We start from the raw sequence: 25,408 nt of genomic DNA on the forward strand, positions 1-25,408 counted from the left end.
TACCAAGACTCAGGCCGATCCGTACTCGCGATGTACCCCGTTGAAACGCTCGAGGAATTCGCAGCATCAGTGGGGCAAATCGCCCTCGCGGGTGAACGGCGAAATCTATTGAAGACTTTTGCACATCCTCGCGGTGCCGACACGGTTCAGGCCATAAGGGAAGGCCGCCGTACATCCAAAGCGGCCGCTTCCTTCTTACGCCAAGCAGGCGCAACTGAAGCGCTACTGGTCGCAGGCCAGATTGTGTGGAATGCCGCGCTGTGGCTTCTCGCAGCCGTCGGCGTCCGGACGTTGGCGCGACGGGGCTCACGCCCGGAGCTTGTGCTGTTTGCGTGCATTATCTTCTACTTGGGTGGGGCATCATTCATGGAAGGGTCGGGCCGCATGCGTCTAGCGCTGAGCGGGTGTCTCTTCGTATTGTCCGCTGGCGGACTCGCGACTCTACGGCGTCGCCACTCCTAGCCACTTCGACCCTTCACGAACGACTTGCCGCCCCCCGGTTTTTCTCGGTTCTCCCTGAGACGCTGACTGCCCGCACACTGAAGAGTCGCTAGGAAGGCGGTCTCCCGCGCACGCGCAGCGGTGCCGCCGGCGGGGCGTGATCGCGGGTGCCGCTGTTGACTTCTTCAGGGGACGGAACTCGACGCGTCGCGGAGCGTCGAGAAGAACTGGGGGGCGGCAAGTTCACGAATGATGCTTGACGATCGGGATTCGGCCGTTGTACGTGTTCGCCGAACGCGCCGTCAGGACCGCTTCGGCGAGGCAGCGGACGCCTCGGCGAGGCGTCCCTACCTAGGGCTGCAATTGCCCTCGGTCGCACCGGCGGCCCACTCGATACCGCCCAGTAGATGCTGGAGGAACAGCGGCTCGTCGGTGAAGGCCGACGGTGCGTGGCCCATGCCTGTGTACCAGGACCGGCCGCCCTCGAAGCTCTGGCACCATGAGATCGGATGGTCGGCCCCCATGGTGTGCCCCTCGTACGTCACGGTGTCGTACGTGGCGAGCACATGGACCTCGCCCCGCGGGTTGATCACGAAGTCGTAGGGCTCCTCGGTGCGAGCCCACGTCTCGGGAAGGTGCTTGGTGGAGGGATGCCCACGGTCCTCGACCTCGACTTCGAGCTCTTGCACCGGCGGGTGGCTCTTGAAGAACGCCCCGACCAGCGCACCGTACCACGTCCAGTCGCGCTCGCTGCCAGACGCCGAGTGAATGCCGACATACCCACCGCCCGCGCGGATGTAGCGCTGAAACGCTGCGCGCTCGTCGGCGCTGAGCAGGCTACCCTTTTCAGGCGTCGAGTTGGTGTTGTTGAAGATGACAACGTCGAAGGTCGCGAGGTTCTTGTCGGTGAATGCCGCTGGGTCGTCGCTCGAAACCACCTCGAAGCGCTGCTCGGCGCCGAGCTTCTCGATGGCGGCAACACCATTGGGAATTGACTCGTGGTAATAGTTCGTGACCTTGGAGAACACGAGGGCGCGGAAGCGTGTGTCCGAGCCCTGCTCGGCATGGGTGGGTAGGCCTACCAAGCCCAGGACGACAACGATCGGGAGCACGACGAGCACGAGCGTGGGCCGTCGACGTGATGTGGTCCTCATCCCCGGAATACTAACCCACCGAGTATCCTAATCAACCACGACCGCAGTCCCGCTGGCGCTGACCATCAACATGCTGCCGCCCTGGCCGACGGTCTCGTAGTCCAGGTCGACACCAATGACGGCGTTCGCCCCGAGCGCCTGCGCCTGCTCCTGCATCTCCTGCATGGCAAGATCCTTCGCACGCCGCAGCTCCTTTTCGTAGGCCGCAGACCGGCCGCCGACGATATCGCGAATGCCAGCGAAGATGTCGCGGAAGATGTTTGCGCCAAGGATGGCTTCGCCGGTCACCACGCCGAGATACGACTTCACCGGCCGTCCATCCAACATCGCGGTCGTCGTCACGATCACGTTAGGTCCTCCTTCTCCAAACTAAGACGAGGCGACGGCTCTGCGGGTTCTCGCACGGCGCGTTCACGCCTTCGCGCTCCGCGCTACGGCGGACCAGTCGGCGAACGCGCCCTACCATCGTGGCGGCTGGCTCAATTCCCGATGGCAACCAGATGGCCGCGCGTTCGAAAGTAGAGGCGCCCCTCGGAAATCGCGGGGGTCGCCATGCAGACCTCCCCCATCGGGTTCTCTGCGAGCTGCTCGAACGTGGGTCCCGCCTTGATGACGTACACGTCGCCCTCTTCACTGGTGAAGTAGACCTTGCCGTCCGCCGCAACGGGCGACGCGGTGAAGCCGGTCCTTCCATCCGCCAGCCGCTGCTGATAGAGGCGCGTGCCGGTCGTCGCCTCGTAGACGCCGAGCACACCGTTGTCCTTGCTGGTGTAGAGGTGCTCACCGTAAACGAGGGGTGTTTGCATGTACGCGCCTTCGCGCGGCGTGCTCCACGCGATGTGCGCGTTCGACCGCTGATTGCCCTGGAGCGTGATGTTGCCGGTCGCATCTGGGCGAATCGCGTAGATGGGCGAGAGATCGCCGTGCGCGTTCGTAATGAAGATCAACCCGTGCCCGACGATGGGCGTCGGCACGGGAATATCACCGCCGCCCTTCATCGTCCAGAGCTTCTTCCCCGTGGCGAAATCGTAACCGGCAATCTCGTGCCAGCCGTTGGCGATCAGCTGCGCTTGCACGCCGTCTCGCAGAATGCCCGGCGTGCTCCAGGTTGGCACGTCATGCCGCGGCGTCCGCCAGATCTCCCGGCCGTCCTCTACCGCAAATGCCGCGATGAACGAATCCTTTTGAACGTCGCACTGGACGATCACACGACCGTCGTGGATCACGGGCGAGCTGGCAAAGCCCCACTGCGCCTCCGGCACCTGGAAGAACCCAGAGTCGAGAACGCCGAGATCCTTCTTCCACAATAGACGGCCGTCCGAGAGGCGGTAGCAGTAGAGCCCTTCCGAGCCGAAGAATGCGACCAGGTGCGTGCCATCGGTGGAGAGTGTCGAGTTGGCATGCGTGGACTTCGTGTGCCGTTTGATCGCGGGCGCACCGCGACGCGCCGTCTGCGACCAGGCCACCTTCCCAGTGTCCTTGTCGAGACAGACGACACGCCACTCGTGCGCCGTGTCGTCGTCGACCGGATCGATGTTCCCGTAGAGTCCGACCTTCAGCTCGGCATCCGCCTTGCCGCTGATCGCCGTCGTGACGCAAATCCGATCCTGCCAGACGATGGGGCTGGAATGGCCGAGGCCCGGGATGGGAGTCCTCCATGCGACTCCCTTCGAGGCCTCGACGTTCGAGGTCACCGGCGTGGCGAACCCCTCGGCGACACCGCTCGCCGTCGGCCCGCGGAACGACGGCCAGTCGACGCCGGGACGTCCGAGGCGTGCACGTCGTACCTCGGAATCAGACTGGGCAAACGAAACGCCGGCCCTCGACGCCGGGAGCACACCTCCCAGCGCCGCCATCGCGAGCCCGATGACAAATCCACGCGCAACCACGACACCTCCTCGGCAAATGCGACAACCGCCGCATCATACCGTGAGGCGTCGACGATATCTAGGTAGGGCCGCCTCGCCGAGGCGGCCGTTCTCTTGTTAGAATGCGCGTTGGGTTTCGGGTGCTTTTCCGCAGCAAGCAGTCCGGATGTTACCTGGCATCGAATGAGGTCGCTATGCAAACGACATCAGCAGATGGGCGCGCTCTGATGGCTCGCCTGTTGGAAGCTCGCGAACGAACGGATGCGCTGTTCGGATTGGTGCAGCCTGAGGCGCTCTACCAACGGCCCATCCCTGCGCGACACCGACTCATTTTCTACGTGGGCCATGTCGAAGCGTTCGACTGGAACCTGCTGAAGGCGCCACTCGATCTCACGCCGTTTCACCAGCGATTCGACGAGCTCTTTGCGTTCGGTATCGACCCTGTCGGCGGGGGCCTGCCAACGGACCAGCCGGAAGATTGGCCAACGATCACCGACGTGTCGGGCTACGCCCAGGATGCGCGCACGCGGCTGGATACGCGACTGCGCGATCTCGAGACGGCATCGGCGCCAAGCATCGACGCGAGACTGCTCGAGGTCGCCGTCGAGCACCGACTCATGCACGCGGAGACCCTGGCATATCTGGTCCATCAGTTGGCGTATGACGAGAAGAGTCCGCAGGCCGAACCGCGCGTGCCATCCACGCCGGCGCCGCAGCTCGACATGGTCGACCTCCCAGCGGGGACCGCCACGCTAGGGCGGACCGACGAGGAGGACGGATTCGGCTGGGACAACGAATATCGTGCCCACGCTGTCCAAGTGCCGGCCTTCGCGATCGATCGCTATCCCGTCACCAACGCGCAGTTTGCGGAGTTCGTGGGCGCGGGAGGCTATCAAGCGCCCGAGCTGTGGAGCAAGGAGGGGTGGGCATGGAGGCTCCGAGACGGCATCGAGCATCCGTGCTTCTGGACCAGCCGCGGCCGGCGCTGGCTGTTCCGCGCGATGTTCCAGGAGGTCCCGTTCCCGTCCGACTGGCCGGTGTATGTGAGCCACGCCGAAGCGGCGGCATACGCGCGCTGGGCCGGCAAGCGGCTGCCGTCCGAGGCCGAATGGCATCGTGCTGCCTACGGCAGTGCGGACGGGTTGGAACGATCCTACCCATGGGGTGACGACCCGCCCAGTCCAGCACACGGCAACTTTGGCTTCGTCCGGTGGAATCCCGTGAGCGTGGCCGCGCATCCGGCCGGCGCGAGCGCGTTCGGCGTCATGGATCTGCTCGGCAACGGCTGGGAATGGACGCGCGAAGTCTTCGCGCCGTTTCCGGGATTCTCGCCGTTCCCGTTCTATCCCGGTTACTCTGCCGATTTCTTCGATGGCCAACACTTCGTGATGAAGGGTGGCTGCTCTCGAACGGCAGCCTGCTTCGTGCGGCGCCCATTCCGAAACTGGTTCCAGCCTCACTATCCATACGTCTACGCCGCGTTCCGCTGTGTCGTCGAGTGACCTGGCCAGCAGGCGCGTCCGGCATACCACACATCACGACTGGATTAGGACTCATGCCCACATCCGCGGTGTCGCCCGTCTCGCCCGCCAGCAGCACGCTCGCCGACATGATGCGAGATGTCCGTGCGAGCCTCGGGCGGAACCACCAGAAAACGCTATCGTCCACTTACCTCTGGGACGACCTTGGATCCGCGCTGTTCGAGGCAATCACGCTGCTGCCGGAGTACGGCCTGACCCGTGCCGGAGAGCGGCTGGTCACGGCGCACAGCGACGAGCTCGCTGCGCTCATGACCATGCCGATCGCGGTGGCCGAGCTGGGGAGCGGGACCGCGCACAACACGCGTGTGCTGCTCTCGGCGTTGTGTCGGCACCAACCCACGAGCTACTACGCCATTGAAGTCTCGCGTTGGGCACTGGAGCGCTGTCGCGCCGAGCTGGCAGCAATCGACGGGCTCACGGTGCACGAGGTTCCCCGCTCTTACCTCGACGGGCTCGATGCCGTCGTCCGGCGGCTGCCCGCCGACCATCGCCTTCTGCTGCTCTTTCTCGGCAGCACGATCGGCAACTTCGACCGTCCCGCAGCCGACGCGTTCCTCAGGGAGCTCAGGGCTTTGCTGCGTCCCGGCGACGCGCTACTGCTCGGCACCGATCTTCAGCAGTCGGAAGAGGCGTTGCTTCCTGCCTACGACGATGCCCGGGGAATTACGGCGGCGTTCAACCTCAATATCCTCGCCCGCGTGAATCGCGAGCTGGATGGCGACTTCGACCTGCGGCAGTTCGCGCATCGCGTGCTGTACAATCCCCGCCATCGGCGGGTCGAGCTGTATCTCGAGTCACAACAGCAGCAGCGCGTCCGGCTTCGCAAGGCCGCGCTGGACGTAGAGCTCGGCGCCGGCGAGACCATCCTGACCGAGTACTCGCACAAGTTCGACGCCTCGGAAGTGGCGACAATGGCCGAGCGTGCAGGGTATCGTTGCGTGGCCCAATGGCAAGACACCGTGTGGCCCTTCGCCCACACGCTAATGCATCCATAGTATTGTCCTCGGTTCCTCATCTCTCTAAACTCCTGCGACAGTCAATCGAGTCTTGGAGGGATGACACCTATGCACGTGACGGTCCGCCTTGCGATCATCGCGTCGGCAACGGTCGGCTCGCTGCTCTTGTCGACGCCGGCAGCCTGGGCGCAGGGTTGAGTGCTGATACGAAATGCTGCGCCCGTGTTTGGCGCGGTCAGCAACCCCTATCAACAGCCCGGCGAGTGGCACGTTAGCATCTCGGCTCGCAATCTGGTCTCGAACGATCACTACAGCGGGACCGAGGAGCAGGTGCACCGCCAAACGCTCGCCAATTTCGTCACCAACAGGCAGAACCTCGTCGACATCGGCGTCACGCGTGTCTTCACGAATCGCTTCAGTGCCACGCTCGGTGTGCCCTTCGTCAATTCGTCATGGGCCAACCGAGATCCGCTGTCGCCGTTGCCCGCGCCGCGGCGCGAGGTCGAGCAGAACGGCCGGGGTCTTGGCGATATCAGCGTGACCGGCCGGTATTGGTTGTTCAATCCGGATACGCACCGCAACTGGAACGTCGCCGCTGGTGGAGGCCTCAAGCTCCCGACCGGCAACGATGGAGCGCAGGACCGGTTTGCGGGCCGTAACGACGGGACCAGTGCGCTTCGGTACGTCGATCAGTCGGTCCAGCCCGGCGACGGCGGCTGGGGCGTGATGATGGACGCGCAGGCGTTCTGGATCATCGATCGACTCATGTTGTTCGGGTCCGGAAGCTACCTCGCCAATCCGCGCGATACGAACGATACGCCATCGATCCTTCAGATCCTCGAGATTCCCATTACGCCAGAGAATCAAGATCTCGCGTTCAACTCCGTTCCCGATCAGTACCTGGCGCGGCTTGGCGGAACGATGGCGCTCTGGAAGGGATTCAGCGCCTCGCTTGCTTGGCGGGTCGAGGGATTGAAGCGGTACGACCTGTTTGGCGACAGCCACGGGTGGCGCCGGCCCGGCACCGCCATGTTCATCGAGCCTGGCGTGAGCTACTCGAAGGGCCGTCACACGTTCTCGCTCAACGTGCCGATCGGCTATTACTATAATCGCCGGCCGAACCCGTATACCGGCGTCGCGGGCGATGCGACCTTCCCGCGTCACATCTTCCTCACCAGCTACTCAATGGGATTCGGGAAGAGCTAGTACCGATCGAGCGCCGTGATCCCCTTGCCTTCGACGCACTCGTAGGTCTGCCCCGTCGTCACGCTCTTGTGCTCTTCGGTTCTCCCGCTCGGCCAGGTCACGACGACGCGGTCCACGCGGTCCCGCTTGCCGACGCCAAAGGTGACGGGGAGCTCCGATTGCGATAGATAGCTCGAGCCGCTCTTCACCCACCGGCACTGAGATGAGCCTCCATGGAAAATGCGGACGGACGCGCCGATGGCGTCCCGATTCGATGTGGTCCCGACCAAGCGAAAGCGGAGCGCGCGGTTGCCCGCGCGCTGATCGTTCCGAAACAGCCACGCGGGACCGTTGTTCGTGGTCATCAGCAGATCCAGGTCGCCGTCCCGATCGAAGTCGCCATAGGCAAGCCCCCGGCCAACCTTCGGCCGGTTGAATTCCCTGCCCGCCTCGGCCGCAGCGTCGCGAAACGTGCCATCTCCCTGATTCAGGAACAGGTGCGGGGGTTGGGCGTAGCCGACGTTGTCACGGATGTTTCGCACGGTCTCATCGATGTGTCCATTTGCAACGACCAGGTCGAGCGTGCCGTCGAGGTCGGCATCCAAGAACACGCACCCAAACCCGAGCGTGTGTTGCGAGGCGCGCCCGATGCCCGCGTGGATCGCCACGTCCTCGTAGGCGCCCGGCTCGCCCGCCCGATACAACCCGACCATCTCGTTGTCGAAGTTGGTAATCGCGAGGCTTGGCCGGCCGGAGCGATCGACCTCCCCGACGTCGACGCCCATGCCGGCCCGCGCCTTCCCTTCGGTGCTGAAGGCGACACCAGCTTCGACGGCGACCTCAGTGAAGGTCCCGTCCCGCATGTTCCGATACAGCTTGTTCGGCTGCGTGTCGTTGGCGACGAAGAGATCCGGCCAGCCATCCCTGTTGTAGTCGAGCATCGCGACGCCGAGCGATTTGGAGCTCGTGTCGAAGATCCCGCTCGTCGCGGTGACATCCTCGAAGGTGCCGTCACCACGATTCCGAAACAGCCAGCAGGTGTCGCCGCGGTAGGCCTCCGGTGTGCAATAGGACTTGGACTTGCCGTCGAGGCTGCAGAACACGTCGTGCTCCGCCGACCACCTGACATAGTTACAGACGAACAGATCGAGGAGCCCGTCGCGATCGAAGTCGAACCAGAGCGCGGACGTGCTGAACCCAACGCGACCCGCGAGACCGCTCGCGCGGGTCACGTCGACGAACGTGCCCTTCCCCGTATTGCGAAACAGCCGGTTCTGCCCGACGCAGGTCACCAGTAGGTCCGGGAACCCATCGTTGTTCCAGTCCCCAACGGCAACGCCCATCCCGTACAACTCGACGTCGAGACCAGCGCTCGCGGTGACGTCGGAGAACGTACCATTGCGATTGTTCCGATAGAGGCGCAGCGTGGAGCGTTGCCGCTCGTGTCCCGGCCAATCCATGCCGTTGACCAGCAGGATGTCCTGCCAGCCGTCTGCGTCGTAGTCGAGGAACGCGCAGCCGGAGCCCATGGTCTCCGGAAGGAGCTTGCCTCCATAGGCGCCACTATTGTGCTGAAACGTCAGGCCAGCAGCGGCCGTGACGTCCACGAACCGTACACCGCGCGCCGGTCGTGGCTGCGCAGCCGGCACCACGATTCCCGAGAGCGCCGCACCGCACGATTGGCGCAGAAAGTCGCGGCGGTTCATAGCAGGCTCACCAGCCCATGTTGGATGGCATAGACAACGAGCTCGGCAGTCTTGTGCACGCCGAGCCGTTCCATGATGTTGGCTCGGTGCACCGCCACCGTGTTCACGCTGAGGTCGAGGCGCGCGGCGATTGCGCGGTTCGACAATCCATCACAAATCAGTTGCAGCACCTCGAGCTCGCGGGCCGTGAGCCCGTGCGCCCGCTCGCCTTTCAGTGCGGTCTGACCGGCGAGCTTTGCATCCAGGACGGTCTCGCCGGCCGCCACACGCTGGACGGCGCGTGCGAGGTCGAGATCCAGCGCGTCCTTCAGGATGTACCCTCGCGCACCAGCCTCGAGCGCCTGGCGCACGAGCGTGTCCTCGCTGTGCATGCTGAGCATCAGAATCGCGATGTCGGGGTGCGCGGCGAGAATGTTGCGCGTGGCGGCCAGGCCGCTCGTTCCCGGCATGGCACAGTCCATCACGACCACACGCGGCTTCAGGCTGGCGGCCAGACGGACCGCTTCGTCGCCAGTGCTCGCCTCACCCACGACCACAATCGAGGGATCATCCTCGAGCAGTCGGCGAAACCCACGCCGGACGAGCGCGTGATCATCGGCGAGCAGGACGCTGATCTTCTCGGTCACGCGGACCCCGGAGGGCGAATGGGAACGGTCAGGCGAACGAGCGTGCCGCGTCCGCGCGGCCGGAGGAGCTCGATCTTGCCGCGCAGCAGCTCGGCCCGCTCGCGCATGACCACGAGACCGAGGCCACCGCGAGGCGCCTCGCTGTCCAATCCCTTGCCATCATCTTCGACGTCCAGCACCAGGTGCTCGTCTTCGAAGCACAGGCGCACCCAGGCACGCGTGGCGCCGGAATGCCGCGCCACGTTGTTGAGCGCTTCCTGCAGCACCCGGTACACGTGGATACCCGTGTCGCTGTCAACGGCCACTGTTCGACCTGAGCGCTCATAGCATACGACGAGGCCGAGCTGCCGCTCGACGGTGGACACATACCAGTCGATCGTGCCCTCCAGGCCCACCTCCTCCAAGATGGACGGATGAAGCGTCTGCGAGAGCCGGCGCGTGTTGTCGAGCGTCGTCTGGGCAATCTCACGGACCTCGTGCAGCTCCGATCGCAGGGAGGAGCTCTCGGGAACCTGCTGGCCGGCGCGGCCGAGCATCGACCCCATCGCTGTCAGCGATTGACCGAGCTCGTCGTGGAGCTCACGACTGATGTGGCGCAACGTGGACTCCCGCGTGGCAATGAGCCGCTGGGCGAGGTCGCGCCGCTCGTCCGACAACAGGGCCAGCCTGGCGAACAGCCGTCGATTCGAGTGAATCAGGTAACCGCTGGTGGCCACGATTGCCACCAGCGTTGCTGTGAGGAACCAGTAGGCTCGGCGCTCGACCTGATCGTAGATCTCCTGCACGCGGCGGGTCGCCTGCTCTTCACTTTCGTTGTTCTCCACGAGCAGCCGCGCTACGGCGGTGCTGAGTGCCGCCTGCCTGGCCTGGAGCGACAGCCTGATCTGCGCACGTGCCTCCTCTTCCTGTCCGTCACGGGCCAGCGCGAACGTGCGGTCCAGCGCGTCCCAGAACTGGGAGAACGCGCTGGCGAGATAGCGGCGCTGGTCGAGCGTTCGGCTCGCAACGGCGACCTCCGCTTCGCGGGCCAGCGCATCCTCCAGATCGGCCCGGATCCGCTGGAATTGCGCGGACCAGGCGGTGAGCGGGTATGGCTGGCCGCCGTCCAGCATGTCGCGCATCGCAAGGCCCAGTGAGTTGAGGTCGTTCTGGATGCGCAGGAGTTGAAGCGAGTCCCTGCGATTTCGGTCGACGAGATTGCTTTGGAGTGTTCGCAGCCCGGAGAGCTGCCTCGTGATGTACCAGGAGTATGCAACCACCGCCGCCAGGGTGATGATGAGCCCCAGGAGGAGGCCCACCGTCGCCGATCGGCCGTGTGCAGCGGGGCGTGTCACAGCCGGCAGAATACAACAGGCCGGCGCTTTTCGACCTCGCCTACTGGAAGGGCGGCGGGTCGAACACGGTCATGATCTCGCGCACCATCTCGTCGCGCGACGCGAACCGTGTCTCGTCGTAGCAGCCGAGCGGGTTCTCCGGCGCATTGACCAGGCACCGATTGCAGTACGTGCAGGGCACGGGCGGGCGATCCACGCCGTTCTTGAATAGCTCGACGAGATTGTTGGTTGCGATGAGCGGTCTCGCGATGCTGACAGCATCGCACGCGCCGCTCGTGAGCGCCGCCCTGATCACTGGCGCATCCTGAAAGCCTCCCGTGCAGATGACGGGGATGGTGACCACCTCTTTGATGGCGCGCGCGTCCGGGAGACTGATGCCCTGGATCTTGTCGCGGTCGCCGCGCGCCCGCTCCCACCGGCGCTGAAAGACGGCGCCCGTCAGACGGCCACGAAACAACAGGTAGTTACGCAACGCCAGCATGCCGCTCGAGATGAGCGTGTCGTAGGTCTTGACCAGCTCGTCCAATGGGAAGTCCCCGGCAGGATTGCGCGGATGCGGAAAGAAGCTGCCGGTCGACACGTGCAACGCATCGACGCCCGCCGCCTCCAGCCACTGACAGACCTGTTTCGACTCGGCGATCGTGTTACCGCGCTTCTCCTTGGTGAGGAGGGCGTCGTTGTGCTCAGTGGCGCTGATCTTGACCTGCAGGTGAAAATCCGCTCCCACGTGTGTCCGGATCGCGCGCACGACGTCGAGGAGGAAGCGCGCGCGATTCTCCAGCGAGCCGCCGTAGTCGTCCTCGCGGTCGTTGATCGCGGAGCTCAGGAACTGCGTGAAGAGATAGCCGTTGGCGGCATGCAGCTCGACGCCGTCGAGCCCTGCTTCGCGCGCCCGCCGAGCGCCATCGGCAAACGCCTGCACCGTTTCGCGAATCTGACCGAGCGTCATGCGCTCACATGCGAACCCGTGCAGAGGCTCGGGTGTATCGGTGGCGCTGAGCCCCAGGTCGAACTCGATGCCCGGCACGTCCCGCTGCCGCCCGGCGTGACTCAATTGCAGGATGAACTTGCAGTCGTGTGCATGCACCTGGCGTCCCAGCTCCCGCCAGAATGGGACTCTGTCGTCACTGCTGATCGTCGCGTAGTTGGGAACGATGCGCCCGCGGATGGTCACCGGCACGAACGACGAGACGATCGCCCCTACGCCGCCACGGGCAAACTTCAGCTCCCAATTGATGCGCGCCTGCGTGCCCGTCCCGTCGTAGTTGTCGAACCGCCCGGAGACGTTCGACCGGAGGATACGGTTCTTGATCGTCAGATGGCGGAACGGGAGCGGCTCGAAGATGGGGTCAGTTGGCACGGCTACAAAGAGAAACGCTACGACCCAGCCCAGCGAACGGTCCCTATAGGCCCGAAAACCGTATTGGGGTAAACCTTCGGGCCACCGTCCCCGTCCAAGCCCCTGACGGAGACGAGGAGACCCGAGCTATGCATAAGAACTGCCTTCTGGTGTTGTCCTGTTTGCTACTCCCCCTGACGGCCTCGGCCGCGCCACGGTCGCTGGAGATGGCGCCTCCAGCCCAGGCCGCCAGCGGAGAGGACCCCTGCGCGGACGTCGGCGGCCGCGGTAATGACGACCACGCCCGGCACTGTGAGACGCGCGAGGAGACGCTTCCCGCGGGCGCGCTCGCCGTCGATGCCGGCCCGAACGGCGGCATCCGCGTGGAGGGCTGGGACCAGAACGACATCCAGCTCCAGGCCATCGTCGTGGCCCACGCGCACTCCGAGGAGCGGGCGCGGGCGCTCGCCGCCGAAGTCGAGGTGGAGACCGCTGGCAACCGGGTTCGGGCGAACGGGCCGGCCCGGTCGGGCGGCGAGGGCTGGTCTGTGAGCTACCGCGTCCACGTGCCGCGGCAGAACGATCTCGAGCTCGACGCGAACAACGGCGGTATCTCCATCAGCGGGGTCGGCGGCACCATGCGCTTCAAGACACAGAACGGCGGCGTGCACCTCACCGATTTGTCTGGCTCCGTGCGGGGCCGCGCACAAAACGGCGGCCTGAACGTGTCGCTGGCCGGTCAGACGTGGGAGGGTGAGGGTCTCGACGTCGAGACGACCAACGGTGGGGTCACGCTGGCCATTCCGGAGGCGTACAACGCGCGGCTGGAAACGCGCACGGTCAACCGCGGCTTCCACACCGATTTCCCGCTCACCGTCCAGGGTGAGCTCAACACGCGACATGGTCTGACGACGACGCTCGGTACTGGTGGTGCACCTGTGCGTGTTCGAACCACCAACGGCGGCGTCAGGATCAAGCAGCGCTGAGCCATGATCGGCGGGGCTGCCCTCGACTCCGCTCGGGCCAAGAAAGCCCCGCCCTACCGCCGTTCTCTTGTCACGTTCATGGGAGGGCGGCCCTTCAGGGCCGCCGTGATTCGTGACGTGCGCGATTACGCCGACCGCAACGCGGCGATCGGGTCGGTTCTCGACGCACGGTGAGCCGGGAGCGATCCCGCGAGCCCCGCGATGAGCGTCAGCGTGGCCACCGTCACTGCCAAGGTGAGCGGGTCGGCCGGCGTGATGCCAAAGAGCAGAGAGCTCATGAGTCTGGCGAGCGCGATCGATCCTGCGAGCCCGAGCAGAACGCCCACGGAAGCCAACACGAGCGTGTTGGTAATCACCTGCCTGCGCACGTTGCCGGGCGACGCGCCCAACGCCATGCGGATGCCAATTTCCTGGGTCCGTTGCGTGACGGCATAGGAGATGACACCGTAAATGCCCAGGGACGCGAGCAACGCCGCCATGAGCGCGAATGCGCCAATCACATAGACGACGAAGCGGCGGGGCGATACGGCCCGGTCGACGATCTGGCCGAGCGTTTGAACATCGTCGGTGGGCAGCGCCGGATCGGCCTTCCGCAGGATCGAACGAACCGTGGCGGCAAGCCTCTCGACCGGCAGCGTCGTCCGAATGACGACATCGATAGCTCCCCAATCCTCTTGCTGCCTGACGTGCATGTACATCTCAGGGGATGCCTCTTCCTCGAGCGAGCTGTGTCGAACGTCGCGGACGATGCCCACAACGCGCCATTCTTCTTCGTCCCCTAAGATCGCGAGCTGACCGATTGGGTCCCTGCCCGGCCACAGCCGGCGCGCCGCCGTCTCGTTCACGATGATGACCTTCGCATTGTCGGTCGTATCGTCCTCGCTGAAATCGCGGCCGGCGACGAGCGGAATACCCATCGTCTCGATGTAGCCGCTGTCGACCATGCGGGGGAAGGCATTGGGATATTCACCCCTGGCATAGACGGCACCCTTCGCGGCAATCCCCCAAGAGCGGTTGCGCCCCAACGGCAGCGTGTCGCTCATGCCGACCGACTCCACCCCGGGCACGGCTCGAATCTCGTTCAGCAATCGCTCGTAGAACACCACGCGATCTGGATGCTTCGGGTACCTGTCACCAGCGTCGACGCGCCAGGCGATGGCATGCTCCGGTCGAAATCCCAGGTCGACCTCCAAGAGCGTCAGAAAGCTCCGCAGCAGCAATCCAGCGCCCACGAGCAGCATGCAGGCGAGCGCGACCTCGGAGACCACCAGCGCGCCGCGAATCCAGGTGCGCCGCTTGCCGCCGGTCGAGCCGCGGTTCGCGTCTCTCAACGCGTCGTGCTCGCCGCCGCCCGATATCTGCAAGGCGGGCACGCTGCCAAACAGGAGGCCCGTCGCGACCGCCACGATCACAGTGAAGACGAGCGCTGTGACATTTACTTCAGCCGCGCGAAGTAGTGGAATGCTGACAGCCGTTGTCGCCGAGACGACGCGCGTGACGGCGAGGGCGACGAGCACGCCGAGCAGCGCGCCGCATCCAGACAAGACGAGGCTCTCGGTCAGCGTTTGGCGGACGAGCCGACCCCGGTGGGCGCCGAGCGCGCTCCGTACGGCGATTTCTTTGCGGCGGGAGGCAGCCCGCGCGAGCAGCAGATTGGAAAGGTTGGCGCAGACGATCAAGAGCACGAGTCCGACGGCGCCGCCCAGCACGATCAACGCAGGGCGAAACTGGCCCGCGATGTGCTCACGAAGCGGGCTGACCACGGCGCCCAGGCCCCAGCGGCCGGGATCCGCCTCCTGCAGCCGTTGATTGATCAGATCCAGCTCCGCCTGCGCACTCTCAGTCGTCACGCCAGGTTTGAGACGCCCTATCACCGCCAGTGTATTGCCCCAGCGGTCGGTCTCGTCGGCGATCGGAAACGGTGTGAGGAGATCGATCCGCGATCCGGGAGAGAACACCGAGGCAAAGTCGAACGATCTTGGCAGAACACCCACCACCACCGTCGCCTTGCCGTTGAGCGTGATTGCCTTCCCCACGATCGCCCGGTCGGACGAGAAGCGTCGCTCCCACAGGCCATGCGTGAGCAGTGCCGCGGGTGGTCCGTTCCAGACGCACTCCTCATGCACGAAGTTACGTCCCAGCTCGGGAGCAACACCCAGCAGGTCCAGGAAGTTCTCGGTCACGCCGACGCCGACCAGCCGCTCCGGCGCCCCGCGGCCAACCAGGTTGTAGCTGCCGTAGTCGAAGAAGGCGAAGTAGCCGGCCAGATCCTCGAACGACTCATTGCGCCGGCGCCAGTCGCGGAGATTCGCGCTGCGTGAGGTGACCGCGGACAGCCCGCCCGTGGCGGCGTTCGCCACGCGCGCCAGCCGCTCCGGCTCGCGAAATGGCAGCGGCCGCAACAAGACGGCGTCGAGGACGCTGAAGATGGCCGTCGTGGCGCCGATGCCCAGGCCGATGATCAGCACCGCCGCCGCAAAGAAGCCACGCTCCCGCCCGAGCGTGCGGAACGCATACCGCACGTCCTGGGCCAGTGTGTCCCACAGTGGAAGGCCACGCGTGTCCCGGTGCAGCTCGCGGGTGGGACCGACACCGCCCAAAGCGATCATCGCGCGGCGCCGTGCTTCGTCTGGCTCCATGCCGCGCCGGCGATTCTCTTCGACGAGCAGCGCCAGATGCGCCGCCAACTCCTCGTCGAACTCGCGGTCGAGCCGCGTCCTGCCGAAGGTCGCCGCGAGGCTGGCGGCCAGCCGGCGCATCTGCTGCATCATCGCCCGCGTCCCCCTGCGGTGGCGAACAGCCGGCCGATGACTGCCGCCAGCCGCTCGAAATTGGTCGCATCGTCACGCAACCGCTTCTTCCCGCTTCTCGTGATGGAATAGAACTTCGCCCGTCGGTTGTTCTCCGAGCTGCCCCAGGCGGCGCGAATGAGGCCGCGCTGCTGCAGTCGGACCAGCGCAGCGTAGATGGTGCCCTGGTTCAAGAGAATGGCGTCATGGCTCACCTGCTCGATACGGCGGGCGACGCCGTAGCCGTGCAGCGGCCCCATTGTCTCCAGCGTTTGCAGGACCATGAGGTCGAGCGTGCCTTGCAATAGGTCGAGTCTGCGTGTCATCGCTTCTCCTGTGGCACTGCCACAAGAGTATGTCATGTTGTTCTGTGGCACGTCCACAGAAACACGAGACGACCTCGACTTGGTCTGGACCGAACTCGGCACGTCATTTGTGCCACCACTCCTACACGCTCATCTATCGTCGTTGGCGTGACGCCGACCGATCCGCTGACGTCCGGAGCCGTCTCCATGCTCTCGATGGTCGCCGCATTCGGGGCCTCTTACTTCCCTGCCCGCCGCGCGCGCGGTGTCGATTCGGTTGTCGCTACGTGCCGAATAGAGTCCCCACGCTCACCCCCGGATTACACGGTTGTCGCACTTCGGACACCCAGTTGACCGGAGCCCTCGCAAAGACGTAATGTCTCCGTCAATGCCATCAGCCGGGTGTCGGCTCATCCGGATCGCCATACTCCACCCCACCGAGCGGAGACAAGCAGGGCTACAGGGGGTTCCAACGCTCGCGCTTGCTTTCCATCTGATGGGACGATGTGGCACTATCGTACGCCCCGTTCGGCGCTGACACCCTCGGCGGGCTGTTGCGCCGCGCGGCAACGGTGTGGGGCGAGCCGACGTACGCGGAGCGCGCCCGACAGGTCGGTGGCGAAGGCGACCAACTGGACTTAACGACACCATGAGGAGCCCCATGCTGCGCGGTTGGATCGGACTCACGATCGCGTTGGTGACGTTTGCGGGATCGCCGCTCGACGGTCAGCGTCCCGCATTTCGCAGCGGCGTCGATCTGGTTGTGTTGAACGTCACGGTCACGAAGCCCGGAGAGAGCTACGTCGTCGATCTCGAGCAGGAGGACTTCGTCGTCCTCGAAGACGGCCGCCGGCAGGCTGTGAGCTTCTTCACCAAGCCGCGCGTCCCGCTGGCGCTCGCGCTGCTCCTCGATACGAGCGCGAGCATGCAGCAGGCGCTGCCGATTGCGCAGGAGGCTGCCGCTGGCTTCGTAAAGGAGCTGGGGCCGAACGATCTCGGCACGGCAATTAGCTTCGACAGCCGGCTCAGGATCCTCCATGGACCATCGCCGAGCCGGATCGCGCTCGAAGCGGCAATTCGCAGCACCACAGCTGATGGCGCGACCTCGCTCTACGACGCGATATACGTCATGCTGAAAGAGCTGAACAAGATGCGGCCCAAGAACCGCGCGATCGCCGAACGCCGCCCCGTGATGGTGGTCTTCTCGGATGGCGAAGACACGTCGAGCCTGGTCAGCCTCGACGATGTGCTCGATCTGGCCACTCGCTCGGACACGATCATCTACAGCATCGGGTTGGGTCGACCGCAGTTGGCGCCGATGTCCTGGAACCCGCGCGATGCGCCATACGTGCTGCGACGCCTCTCGCAGCAAACTGGCGGTCGCGTGTTCTTTCCCCGAGACCCCAAGGATCTCGAGGGCATCTATAGCGACATCAAGGAAGAGCTCGCGAGTCAGTATTTGCTCGCCTACCAGCCGGCAACTCGGCAGAACAACGGCGAGTGGCGCAACATCTCGGTTCAGCTGAGCCAAGGTGGGCTCATGGCGCGCACGAAGCGAGGCTACTACGACGACGACGCCACCCAGTAGCGCAGGCCTTTAGGCCTGCCAACGCCGCAATGGGCAGGCCTGAAGGCCTGCGCTACGGCCATTATTTCTCACGCTCTAAAGCCCCGCCGTACCCTTCTCTCTTAGGTCGCTACCTAGCGCCGGCCGAACCGCTCGTACAACACCGGCACCACGACCATGTTGAGGGCGGTCGAGCTGACGAGCCCACATAAGATCACCATCGCCATTGGCGCTTGAATCTCGCTGCCTGGCTCGCCGGCGGACAACGCAATAGGCACGAGCGCGAGACCAGCCGCCAGCGCCGTCATGAGAATCGGCACCAACCGCTCGGTTGCGCCGCGGACGACGGCCGCGCGAAGGTCGGTCACAGCCTCCTGCTCCAGAAGATGCCGAATGTGGGACACGAGCATGATGCCGTTCCGCGTCGCAATGCCGAACAGCGTGATGAAACCCACCAGGGAGGCCACCGACAAAACGCCGCCTGCGAGATAGACGCCCGCCACGCCACCAATCAAGGCGAGCGGCAGGTTGAGCATGATCAACAGCCCATCGCGCGCCGATCCAAAGGCCGATGACAGCAGGAAGAAGATCGCGACGACAACGCCCAAGGACAACCAGAGGAGCTGTTGCGATGCCTGCGCTTCGCTCTCGAACTGCCCACCGTATTCGATGCGATACCCTTGCGGCAGCGTCACCGCTTGCGCCACGCGACCTTGGATGTCGTTCACTGCGCTTCGCAGGTCTCGGCCCACGATGTTGCATTGCACGACCAGGCGTCGTTGCGCGTTCTCGCGCATCAGGAAGTTCGGCCCGCGATCTCGCCGAATCGTCGCAACGGCCGAGAGCGGAACCCGCGCCCCGCTCGGCGTGTCGAGCTGTGTCTCGCCGATGGCGTCGATGTCACCCGAGTCGAGAGGCATGTAACGGGTCACCAACGGAAACGCCACCTGTCCCTCGAGCACCTGACCGACTGGCCTGCCGACGCGCGCGGTTTGAAGCGCCTCTGCGACGACGCCACTCCGCAACCCGTAACGCGCCGCAGCATCAGGCTCCGCCCGAACCCGCAGCGTGGGAATGTCTGCCTGCGCCTCGGTCGCGAGATCGACCACGCCAGGCACCTGCGCCATCCCTGCCTGCACTTGACGTGCGAGACCGCGCAGAAGCCTGAGGTCGTCGCCAAAGATCTTCACCGCGACGTTCGCGCGTGTGCCCGACAGCATGTGGTCGATCCGATGCGAGATCGGCTGACCGATGGTCACGTTCGTCCCGGGGATGAGACTGCTCTTTTCCCGGATCTCCTCCAGCACTCGAGCCTTCGACCGGTCTCGCATCTCGAGGCGGACGTCGATCTCCGACGATTCGACACCCTGCACATGCTCGTCGAGCTCGGCGCGACCAGTGCGCCGTGCCGTGGACGTCACCTCAGGCACGCTGAGCAAGAGCCGTTCCAAGGAACGGCCGAGCGCGTTGGAATCCTCGAGGCTGGTTCCTGGCATGGTCACCGCGCTGATCGTCAGCGCGCCTTCGTTGAACTCGGGGAGAAAGGAGCGGCCGGCCGCTGCCATGGCAAGGACGGCTGTCGCGAGCATCACGGCTGCGCCAGTGGTGATCAGCCGCCACCGGGGCAACATACGCTGGAGCCATGGCTCATAGCGCGCCTTGAGCCAGTGCGCCAGTCGGGGCTCTTCGGCAGCGGCAAGCCGGCGCGACCGCGGCAACCACCAGGAGCACAAGGCGGGCGTGATGGTCAGGGCGACCACGAGCGAGGCGGCAAGCGCCACCACATAGGCAAAACCGAGAGGCCTCAGGAGGCGCCCCTCGACGCTGCCGAGGAGGAACAAGGGCAGGAACACCAGTGCGACAATCACAGTTGCAAACACCACCGAGCCGCGGATCTCGCTGCTGGCGCGGTAGACGATGTCAATGACATCGAGTCGCGCGAGTGTCCCGTCCTGATGTACCCGCTCGCGCAGCCGCCTCGTCACGTTCTCCACATCGATGATGGCATCGTCCACCAGCTCGCCAATCGCAATGGCCAGGCCGCCGAGGCTCATACTGTTGAGCGTGAGGCCAAAGCGATCCATGGTGACCACTGCCGCCACGAGCGACAGGGGCAACGCCAGCAGCGTGATCGCCGCGGCTCGCACGTTCATCAAGAACATCACCACGACGAGGACGACGAGGCCCGCGCCTTCGAGGAGAACGCGAAAGAGGTTGCCGAGCGCACGCTCGATGAAGTCTGCTTGCCGGAACAGGCCTCGGTCGATACGCATCCCGGTTGGGAGGGCGCGCTCGACGTCATCGAGCGTTGTCTCGATTCGTTCGGTCAGCTCGAGCGTGTTGATGTGGGGCTGCTTTTGAATGCCAAGAATGACCGACGGGCGACCGTTGTGTGAGCCTTCGCCTCGCTTGATCGCCGCGCCTATCCGCACCTCGCCCAGATCCCGAATCAGCACGGGTACGGCATCGGTTACCTTGACCACAACCTGCTCGATGTCGGCGGTGTCGATGAGCCGTCCGATCCCGCGAACGAGATATTCCTGCCCCTCCGACGCCTGAATGCCAGCCGTGGCGTTTCGATTGGCTGCCGCCAGCGCCTGTTCGACATCGGTCATCGTCACGTCGTGCGCGCTGAGAGCCGCCGGCCGGATGAGCACCTCGTATTGCTTCTGCTCACCGCCGGTCGCAATCACTTGCGACACACCGGGCACAGCCAGCAAGCGCCGGCGAACGACCGTCTCGGCCACGGTCCGCAACTCGAGCGGCGAGTGTCGATCCGACTCCAGATCGACGAAGAGGACCTCGCCCATGATCGAGGAGATCGGTGCGAGAAGTGGTGGCTCGACGCCGGAGGGCAACGAGGCCGATACGAGCGCCAGCTTCTCGGTCACCGTCTGCCGGGCGCGCATGACCTCCTCGCCCCACTCGAACTCGACCCAGACAACGGCCACGCCGACGGCCGTGGCCGACCTGACGCGCCTTACTCCAGTGGCACCGTTGAGTGAGGATTCGATCGGGAACGTGATGAGCGCCTCGATCTCGAGGGGATCCATGCCGGGCGCTTCGGCAATTACCGTGACGGTCGGAGCCGTCAGATCCGGCAACACATCGAGCGGCATGCGGGACGTCGTCCATCCGCCCCACAGGAGCAAGGCCGCCGCCAGTGCCACGACGAGGCCCCGGTGGCGCAACGACCAGAGAATCAGTGCATCAATCACAGTGGTGAGCTTTAGTGGACATGACCGTGTGCTGGTGTTTCTGTCGAGAGCGATGCCAGCCGCACGAGATATGCACCCTTGGTAACAACGCGCTCGCCTGGCACGACACCTTCGATGACCTGCACAAGATTGCCGGCGCGCAGGCCGAGTGTCACAGGCCGCCGCTCGAACGACTCTCCTTCACACTGCACGAACACGACCGGCCGCCCGCCATCGTCGACAATGGCCGTCGTAGGAACCACCGCCTTCGGCGCGGTCTCCTCCATCAGGAGACGCAGGAACACGGCCTGGCCAACCGGAATCTGCAACTGGCGATTGTCGAGCACGAACATGATCGGCAGCGTGCGTGACTGCGGATCGAGCACTTTCCCCACGCTGACGAGGCGATCGGCGGTGAGAACCTGCTGGAGTCCCGGAACCTCGATCTCGGCAGAGCGGACTCGCCGAGCCTGCGCGGCGTTGGCCTCCGGAATGCGTCCCAACACGTGCACGAGCGAGGCGTCTACGACCTGGAACAGCACCGAGCCGGCTGCGACGTTCGCGCCCGTCGCGGCACGACGTGCCGCGATCACTCCAGCAATCGGCGAGCGCAGCACGAAGAGGCCAGCGTCAGCGGACGCATCCTTCCCTGTGCGCGAGACGCCGTAGTGCTCGAGGCTCGCCTCGGCCGCACGCATCTGCGCTGTCGCATGCTCTTCTGCGGTGCGAGCCTCTTCGAGCCGTTTGTGGGGCGCCGCGCCAACCTCCACGAGCCGCTCGGCACGCGCGCGGTCGCGCCGCGCGAGCTCGACCGAGGCGGCCGCGATCGCGCGCGCGCGATCGAGCTGGGGAAGCTGGTCAGGCGCCGCCGGCGCCGGCAGGAGACGCGCGAGCTCGTCCCCTTTCGTTACGGTCGCGCCCACCTCCACAACCGCGACGTCGGCCAAGCGGCCGTCCGCGGGCGCAGCGACATCAGCCGTACCTGCCGGGCGCGCAACAATCTCCGCGGGAACACGCACGGACGCTCGCACTGGTTCCTCGCGAACAACCTCGGTCGCAAAGTCGAGGGTCCACTGTTGTTCCTTGAGGAAGCTGATGGCGTCGTCTTGCTCTACCTCACGATCCGGTGAGGACGCCGCGCCGGCGTTGGCATGCACGCTGACGAAGCCGATGTGATGCTCGTCGGCGAGGCCAGCCGTGCGTAGCAGGATCACGAGCGCGTGTCGTCCTGGACGCGCCGGGCGCACGTCGACTCCGAAGATGCCAGGTCGTGAGGGACTGTTGACACGGAACGCCTCGGGCTGGCTCCCGCGAGCACGCAACTGCACTTCGACAGCGCCCTGCTCCACAGGCGCGAACGAATCGAGCCTCGTGAGGTGAATCGCAAAGCGAGACGTCTGGTCGGCCACCAGCGGTGGGTATTCCGCAAATAGCTCGGTCTTGTCGGTCCAACGCGTCACGCTAATCGCTGCTGTGACGTCCTCGGCTGCCGGTGAGGAAGAAGACGACGGCCCGCACGCAACGAGCAGCAACCCGGTCAGGGCGATCACGGAACGGACCGCGCCGCGGCAACGCTCGAAGAGCGGAGTCGGAGCCGAGGAGGTCTGTGGTGACGGCTTTATGGCCATAGGGTCTCTCCAATGGCTCGCTCGAGCGCGATCTGGGCGCGACGAGCGTCGAGACGCATGTCGATCGCACGAGACCGCGCGCGCCACACAGTCCGTTGGGCATCGAGCAACTCGAGGATGCCAACCTCACCCTCTCGATAGGCAACCTCTGCGATGTGGATGAGCTCCGACGCGGCTGGAGCGCTCTCAGGCCGACCACGCTGCGGATGCGGCTGCTCTTCGACCAGCGCGCGCTGTCGCAGCCGGAGCGCCTCGGCGGTGCGGGCTACCTCGGCCTGGATCTGCTGGACAAGCGATGCACGCTCGGCCTCGACACGCGTCCGCTCTGCCTGCCACCGCTGAGCGTCGCGGCTCCCGCTGTCGAACAGCGGGACCGGGATGCTAATCGCGAATACGCTGCCCCGGTCGCGGCCGCTCTCGGTGTCGGCGCGCTTCAAGCCACCGACCAGCGTCGGGTTCGGGAGTCGCGCGCGCCGGGCGGCCGCCGCCTCACGATCGAACCGCTCACTATCCAGCCGAAGGGCCCGCAGCTCGGCGCGCGCCCGCGCTGCATGCGTCACCAAGGTCTGGATCGGCAGCACGATACGTTCCTGGTACAGGTCACCACGGACCGCAGCGAGGGCGGTGCCGTCCGGCAGCAGTGCGGCAAGGGCAGCGCGAGCCTCGCCCAGGGCCACCATCGCATCGACCACGCCTCGTCGCAGATCTGCCAGCTCCTGCTCGGCGCGCAGCCGATCGAAGCGAGACCCCTCGCCTTCTCGCTCACGAACGTGAAGCACCTCGATCAGCCGCTCGACCTCGCGCACGACAGACTTAGCGGCCTCGAGCCGCTCCTGTTCGGCCAAGAGCTGCGCAACCAGGGTGCTTGCCTGCGAGCGTAGTGCCCAGAGACGCGCGTCCCGCTCGGCGTCAGCAGCGGCGCTGGCGGCCACACCGGCGCGTGCCAGAGCGGCCCGCGCCCCGAAGAGCGGCAGCGACTGCTCGACCTGGAGGAAGTCGGTGAAGCCGGCGCCCTCGCGCGCGTACGTCACCGTGGGATTCGGAAGGACGGTACGAGCACGTTGCTCACGCTGGGTGACCTCTGCTTCCGCGCGAATCGCCCTGGCATGCGAACCTTGAGTCACGATCAGCTCGACGATCTCCTGTTCGGTGCGAACCTGAGCATACGCCGGCGCCGAGACGAAAAGGCCGAACGCCAGCCAGGTGCACACCCGGTCTTTGGTCGGCATGACACTCCTCGGGTACTCGTCACGGCCGCCTCGGCGAGGCGGCCCTACCTAGAACTGGTGGACAGACGTCGACCGGCATGATGCCGGTCACATCATCAACAGGCGGGAATCAAAGCGGGCGGGGCGCGAGGTGAGATGCCGGCAACAGGCGGCGGGCCATGCTCTCGCAGGTCGATGAGTGGCACCGCACCGCACGAGTACAGGCCCCTCATCGGCAGGACGGCTGTGACTGGCTCGGCGGCAGGCGCCGGCACCTTGAGTGTCGGGTCGAGAGCGAGGGTCAGCGAAACAACATGCTGCCCTGGATCGCACTGCTCGAGCCGGACGCCCGAGTCATGTGGGTGCGATCCCGTTCCATGGTGATGCGCAGCGAGCCCGTGGTGGTGCTCCGGGTGATCGTGGTCGCCGTAGAGGTGAACATGTAGCGTCGCGCCCTGCGCCGTTACGGAGAGCAGACAGACACCCAGAAGCGCGGCCAGAAGACGACGCACGACTTCGAGTGTAGCGGAGCGGGCGTGCGGGCTGCAACCATGGCGCCCTGAGTTATGCTTGACGTCACGCATAACGGCCTGAACGTCAAATCCGATTGAAGACCTCGACGGCTTTCTGGAGCGATCGGTACTTCTTGATGAAGGGGACCATCTTCGTCTCTCGCTCGTCGATCTCGCGCGCCCGCTCGAGCACCTCGGCCGCACGGTCCTTCGGGACGATCACCACGCCGTCCTCTCCCGCGACGACGATATCGCCTGGGGCGATTGTCACACCGGCACATTCGACCGCCACCTGCTTCGACACGCTGGCGTAGCGACCCACGGCTGTGCCGGGTGACACCGAGCGGGCGAAGACCGGCAGGTCGAGCGTGCGCAGCTCGGCCACGTCCCGCACCGCGCCGTCGAGGACCATGCCGGCCATGCCGCGGGCCTTCGCCGCCGTGCCCATGAGCCCGCCAATGGCCGCCACGTCGAGCGATCCCTCCATCACGATCACACCGACGTCCCCTGGATTCGCAGCGTCGATCATCTCAACCGAGTGCTTCACCGCGAGGGCTGGTGTCGCTTTCTCCGGTGGCGCCGGCTTGACGAGCGCCGTCGCCGCACGACCGACGAACGTCCCCGCAACGTAGGGCCGCATGTCGTGTGAGAGGTACCCCCGGCGGCCGACGATTTGATCGACGGCATCGGCGACCGACGCAACGGTCGACTGCTCGAAGCCGGCAATCAGGGGATCGGCCGGCGCCTCGACCGCCGGTGCTGCTTGCCACACCGAGACGGGCGCCGCCATGCCCAGCAGCAACACCACACCGATCCCGAATCGAGCCTTCATCGTGACACGTACGCTACTCATTTACTGTGTTCCTCCCGACGCTTCGACCCACGGTGTCCCTGGCACGCGAGCCTGACGGGCCACCTCCTCGTTCATCTCGACGCTGGTGCGCGATACGCCTACTTGCGCTGCGACATGCTAAGCCGATGCGCAGCCGTTGTCACCTGCTACGATCCGCACTGTCAAGGCGAAATAGAAATGTCCCCGTTCTTAGCGAAATAGAAATGTCCCCTC

19 protein-coding genes are annotated in these 25,408 nt (G+C 65.3%); 5 read left to right on the forward strand and 14 right to left on the reverse strand.

Annotated features, from left to right (window positions below):
- Nucleotides 1-788 precede the first annotated feature (788 nt).
- The 3 genes from GEV06_22870 to GEV06_22880 form a co-directional block, all read right to left on the reverse strand.
- Nucleotides 789-1,595: a hypothetical protein gene (locus GEV06_22870; protein ID MPZ20724.1), complete on the reverse strand. Its 807-nt coding sequence runs from the start codon at nt 1,593-1,595 to the stop codon at nt 789-791.
- A gap of 27 nt (nt 1,596-1,622) precedes the next feature.
- Complete coding sequence (locus tag GEV06_22875; GenBank protein MPZ20725.1) at nt 1,623-1,943, reverse strand: heavy metal-binding domain-containing protein; 321 nt, start codon at nt 1,941-1,943, stop codon at nt 1,623-1,625.
- Nucleotides 1,944-2,074: 131 nt separating this feature from the next.
- Complete coding sequence (locus tag GEV06_22880; GenBank protein MPZ20726.1) at nt 2,075-3,484, reverse strand: PQQ-binding-like beta-propeller repeat protein; 1,410 nt, start codon at nt 3,482-3,484, stop codon at nt 2,075-2,077.
- A gap of 173 nt (nt 3,485-3,657) precedes the next feature.
- Here GEV06_22880 and egtB point away from each other — a divergent pair, with 173 nt between their 5' ends.
- From egtB to GEV06_22895, 3 genes are all read left to right on the forward strand, one after another.
- The gene (gene egtB, locus GEV06_22885; protein MPZ20727.1) at nt 3,658-4,965 is read left to right on the forward strand and encodes an ergothioneine biosynthesis protein EgtB; all 1,308 of its coding nucleotides are present in this window, start codon (nt 3,658-3,660) and stop codon (nt 4,963-4,965) included.
- Nucleotides 4,966-5,018: 53 nt separating this feature from the next.
- Nucleotides 5,019-5,999 (forward strand): L-histidine N(alpha)-methyltransferase, encoded by a 981-nt coding sequence (locus tag GEV06_22890; protein ID MPZ20728.1) that lies wholly within the window; start codon nt 5,019-5,021, stop codon nt 5,997-5,999.
- A gap of 159 nt (nt 6,000-6,158) precedes the next feature.
- A complete protein-coding gene (locus GEV06_22895; GenBank protein ID MPZ20729.1) occupies nt 6,159-7,166 on the forward strand; it encodes a hypothetical protein in 1,008 nt (335 codons plus the stop codon).
- Here GEV06_22895 and GEV06_22900 read toward each other — a convergent pair.
- From GEV06_22900 to GEV06_22915, 4 genes are read right to left on the reverse strand one after another with little or no spacing between them, the layout of a single operon-like run.
- Nucleotides 7,163-8,851 (reverse strand): CRTAC1 family protein, encoded by a 1,689-nt coding sequence (locus GEV06_22900; protein ID MPZ20730.1) that lies wholly within the window; start codon nt 8,849-8,851, stop codon nt 7,163-7,165. The two genes, GEV06_22895 and GEV06_22900, sit on opposite strands and share 4 nt — an antisense overlap.
- A complete protein-coding gene (locus tag GEV06_22905; GenBank protein MPZ20731.1) occupies nt 8,848-9,477 on the reverse strand; it encodes a response regulator in 630 nt (209 codons plus the stop codon). The genes GEV06_22900 and GEV06_22905 overlap by 4 nt, the downstream gene beginning before the upstream one ends.
- Nucleotides 9,474-10,811 (reverse strand): sensor histidine kinase, encoded by a 1,338-nt coding sequence (locus tag GEV06_22910; protein ID MPZ20732.1) that lies wholly within the window; start codon nt 10,809-10,811, stop codon nt 9,474-9,476. Before GEV06_22910 ends, GEV06_22905 begins: the two co-directional genes overlap by 4 nt.
- A 40-nt stretch (nt 10,812-10,851) precedes the next feature.
- Nucleotides 10,852-12,171, reverse strand: a complete 1,320-nt coding sequence (locus GEV06_22915; GenBank protein MPZ20733.1) for an NADH:flavin oxidoreductase — start codon at nt 12,169-12,171, stop codon at nt 10,852-10,854.
- Nucleotides 12,172-12,299: 128 nt separating this feature from the next.
- On the opposite strand from GEV06_22915, the gene GEV06_22920 reads away from it, so the two are divergent.
- Nucleotides 12,300-13,136, forward strand: a complete 837-nt coding sequence (locus GEV06_22920; GenBank protein ID MPZ20734.1) for a hypothetical protein — start codon at nt 12,300-12,302, stop codon at nt 13,134-13,136.
- 125 nt (nt 13,137-13,261) lie between these two features.
- Here the strand turns inward: GEV06_22920 and GEV06_22925 are convergent, their stop codons facing one another.
- Nucleotides 13,262-15,895: an FtsX-like permease family protein gene (locus GEV06_22925; protein MPZ20735.1), complete on the reverse strand. Its 2,634-nt coding sequence runs from the start codon at nt 15,893-15,895 to the stop codon at nt 13,262-13,264.
- A gap of 8 nt (nt 15,896-15,903) precedes the next feature.
- Nucleotides 15,904-16,251: a PadR family transcriptional regulator gene (locus GEV06_22930; protein MPZ20736.1), complete on the reverse strand. Its 348-nt coding sequence runs from the start codon at nt 16,249-16,251 to the stop codon at nt 15,904-15,906.
- A 628-nt stretch (nt 16,252-16,879) separates the two neighbouring features.
- Here GEV06_22930 and GEV06_22935 point away from each other — a divergent pair.
- Nucleotides 16,880-17,818, forward strand: coding sequence for a VWA domain-containing protein (locus GEV06_22935; GenBank protein MPZ20737.1), 939 nt, complete (start codon nt 16,880-16,882; stop codon nt 17,816-17,818).
- A gap of 113 nt (nt 17,819-17,931) precedes the next feature.
- On the opposite strand, the gene GEV06_22940 is transcribed toward GEV06_22935, so the two are convergent.
- The 5 genes from GEV06_22940 to GEV06_22960 all read right to left on the reverse strand — a co-directional run bounded on the left by GEV06_22940 (nt 17,932) and on the right by GEV06_22960 (nt 25,195).
- The gene (locus GEV06_22940; protein ID MPZ20738.1) at nt 17,932-21,015 is read right to left on the reverse strand and encodes a CusA/CzcA family heavy metal efflux RND transporter; all 3,084 of its coding nucleotides are present in this window, start codon (nt 21,013-21,015) and stop codon (nt 17,932-17,934) included.
- Between the two features lie 11 nt (nt 21,016-21,026).
- Entirely contained in the window at nt 21,027-22,622 is a 1,596-nt protein-coding gene (locus GEV06_22945; protein ID MPZ20739.1) for an efflux RND transporter periplasmic adaptor subunit, read from the reverse strand.
- A complete protein-coding gene (locus GEV06_22950) occupies nt 22,613-23,851 on the reverse strand; it encodes a hypothetical protein (protein MPZ20740.1) in 1,239 nt (412 codons plus the stop codon). Before GEV06_22950 ends, GEV06_22945 begins: the two co-directional genes overlap by 10 nt.
- Before the next feature lie 95 nt (nt 23,852-23,946).
- A complete protein-coding gene (locus tag GEV06_22955; GenBank protein MPZ20741.1) occupies nt 23,947-24,342 on the reverse strand; it encodes a hypothetical protein in 396 nt (131 codons plus the stop codon).
- Between the two features lie 85 nt (nt 24,343-24,427).
- A complete protein-coding gene (locus GEV06_22960) occupies nt 24,428-25,195 on the reverse strand; it encodes an RraA family protein (protein MPZ20742.1) in 768 nt (255 codons plus the stop codon).
- Nucleotides 25,196-25,408: the final 213 nt, after the last annotated feature.

The sequence above is a fragment of the Luteitalea sp. genome, from assembly GCA_009377605.1.
Lineage (GTDB): Bacteria > Acidobacteriota > Vicinamibacteria > Vicinamibacterales > Vicinamibacteraceae > WHTT01.

What these genes read in the sequence shown, in the direction of transcription:
- GEV06_22945 (MPZ20739.1), bottom strand. Translation starts at nt 22,622, where the DNA reads ATGGCCATAAAGCCGTCACCACAGACCTCCTCGGCTCCGACTCCGCTC.
- egtB (MPZ20727.1), top strand. Translation starts at nt 3,658, where the DNA reads ATGCAAACGACATCAGCAGATGGGCGCGCTCTGATGGCTCGCCTGTTG.
- GEV06_22950 (MPZ20740.1), bottom strand. Translation starts at nt 23,851, where the DNA reads ATGCCGACCAAAGACCGGGTGTGCACCTGGCTGGCGTTCGGCCTTTTC.
- GEV06_22870 (MPZ20724.1), bottom strand. Translation starts at nt 1,595, where the DNA reads ATGAGGACCACATCACGTCGACGGCCCACGCTCGTGCTCGTCGTGCTC.
- GEV06_22925 (MPZ20735.1), bottom strand. Translation starts at nt 15,895, where the DNA reads ATGCGCCGGCTGGCCGCCAGCCTCGCGGCGACCTTCGGCAGGACGCGG.
- GEV06_22890 (MPZ20728.1), top strand. Translation starts at nt 5,019, where the DNA reads ATGCCCACATCCGCGGTGTCGCCCGTCTCGCCCGCCAGCAGCACGCTC.
- GEV06_22930 (MPZ20736.1), bottom strand. Translation starts at nt 16,251, where the DNA reads ATGACACGCAGACTCGACCTATTGCAAGGCACGCTCGACCTCATGGTC.
- GEV06_22960 (MPZ20742.1), bottom strand. Translation starts at nt 25,195, where the DNA reads ATGAGTAGCGTACGTGTCACGATGAAGGCTCGATTCGGGATCGGTGTG.
- GEV06_22900 (MPZ20730.1), bottom strand. Translation starts at nt 8,851, where the DNA reads ATGAACCGCCGCGACTTTCTGCGCCAATCGTGCGGTGCGGCGCTCTCG.
- GEV06_22920 (MPZ20734.1), top strand. Translation starts at nt 12,300, where the DNA reads ATGCATAAGAACTGCCTTCTGGTGTTGTCCTGTTTGCTACTCCCCCTG.
- GEV06_22935 (MPZ20737.1), top strand. Translation starts at nt 16,880, where the DNA reads ATGAGGAGCCCCATGCTGCGCGGTTGGATCGGACTCACGATCGCGTTG.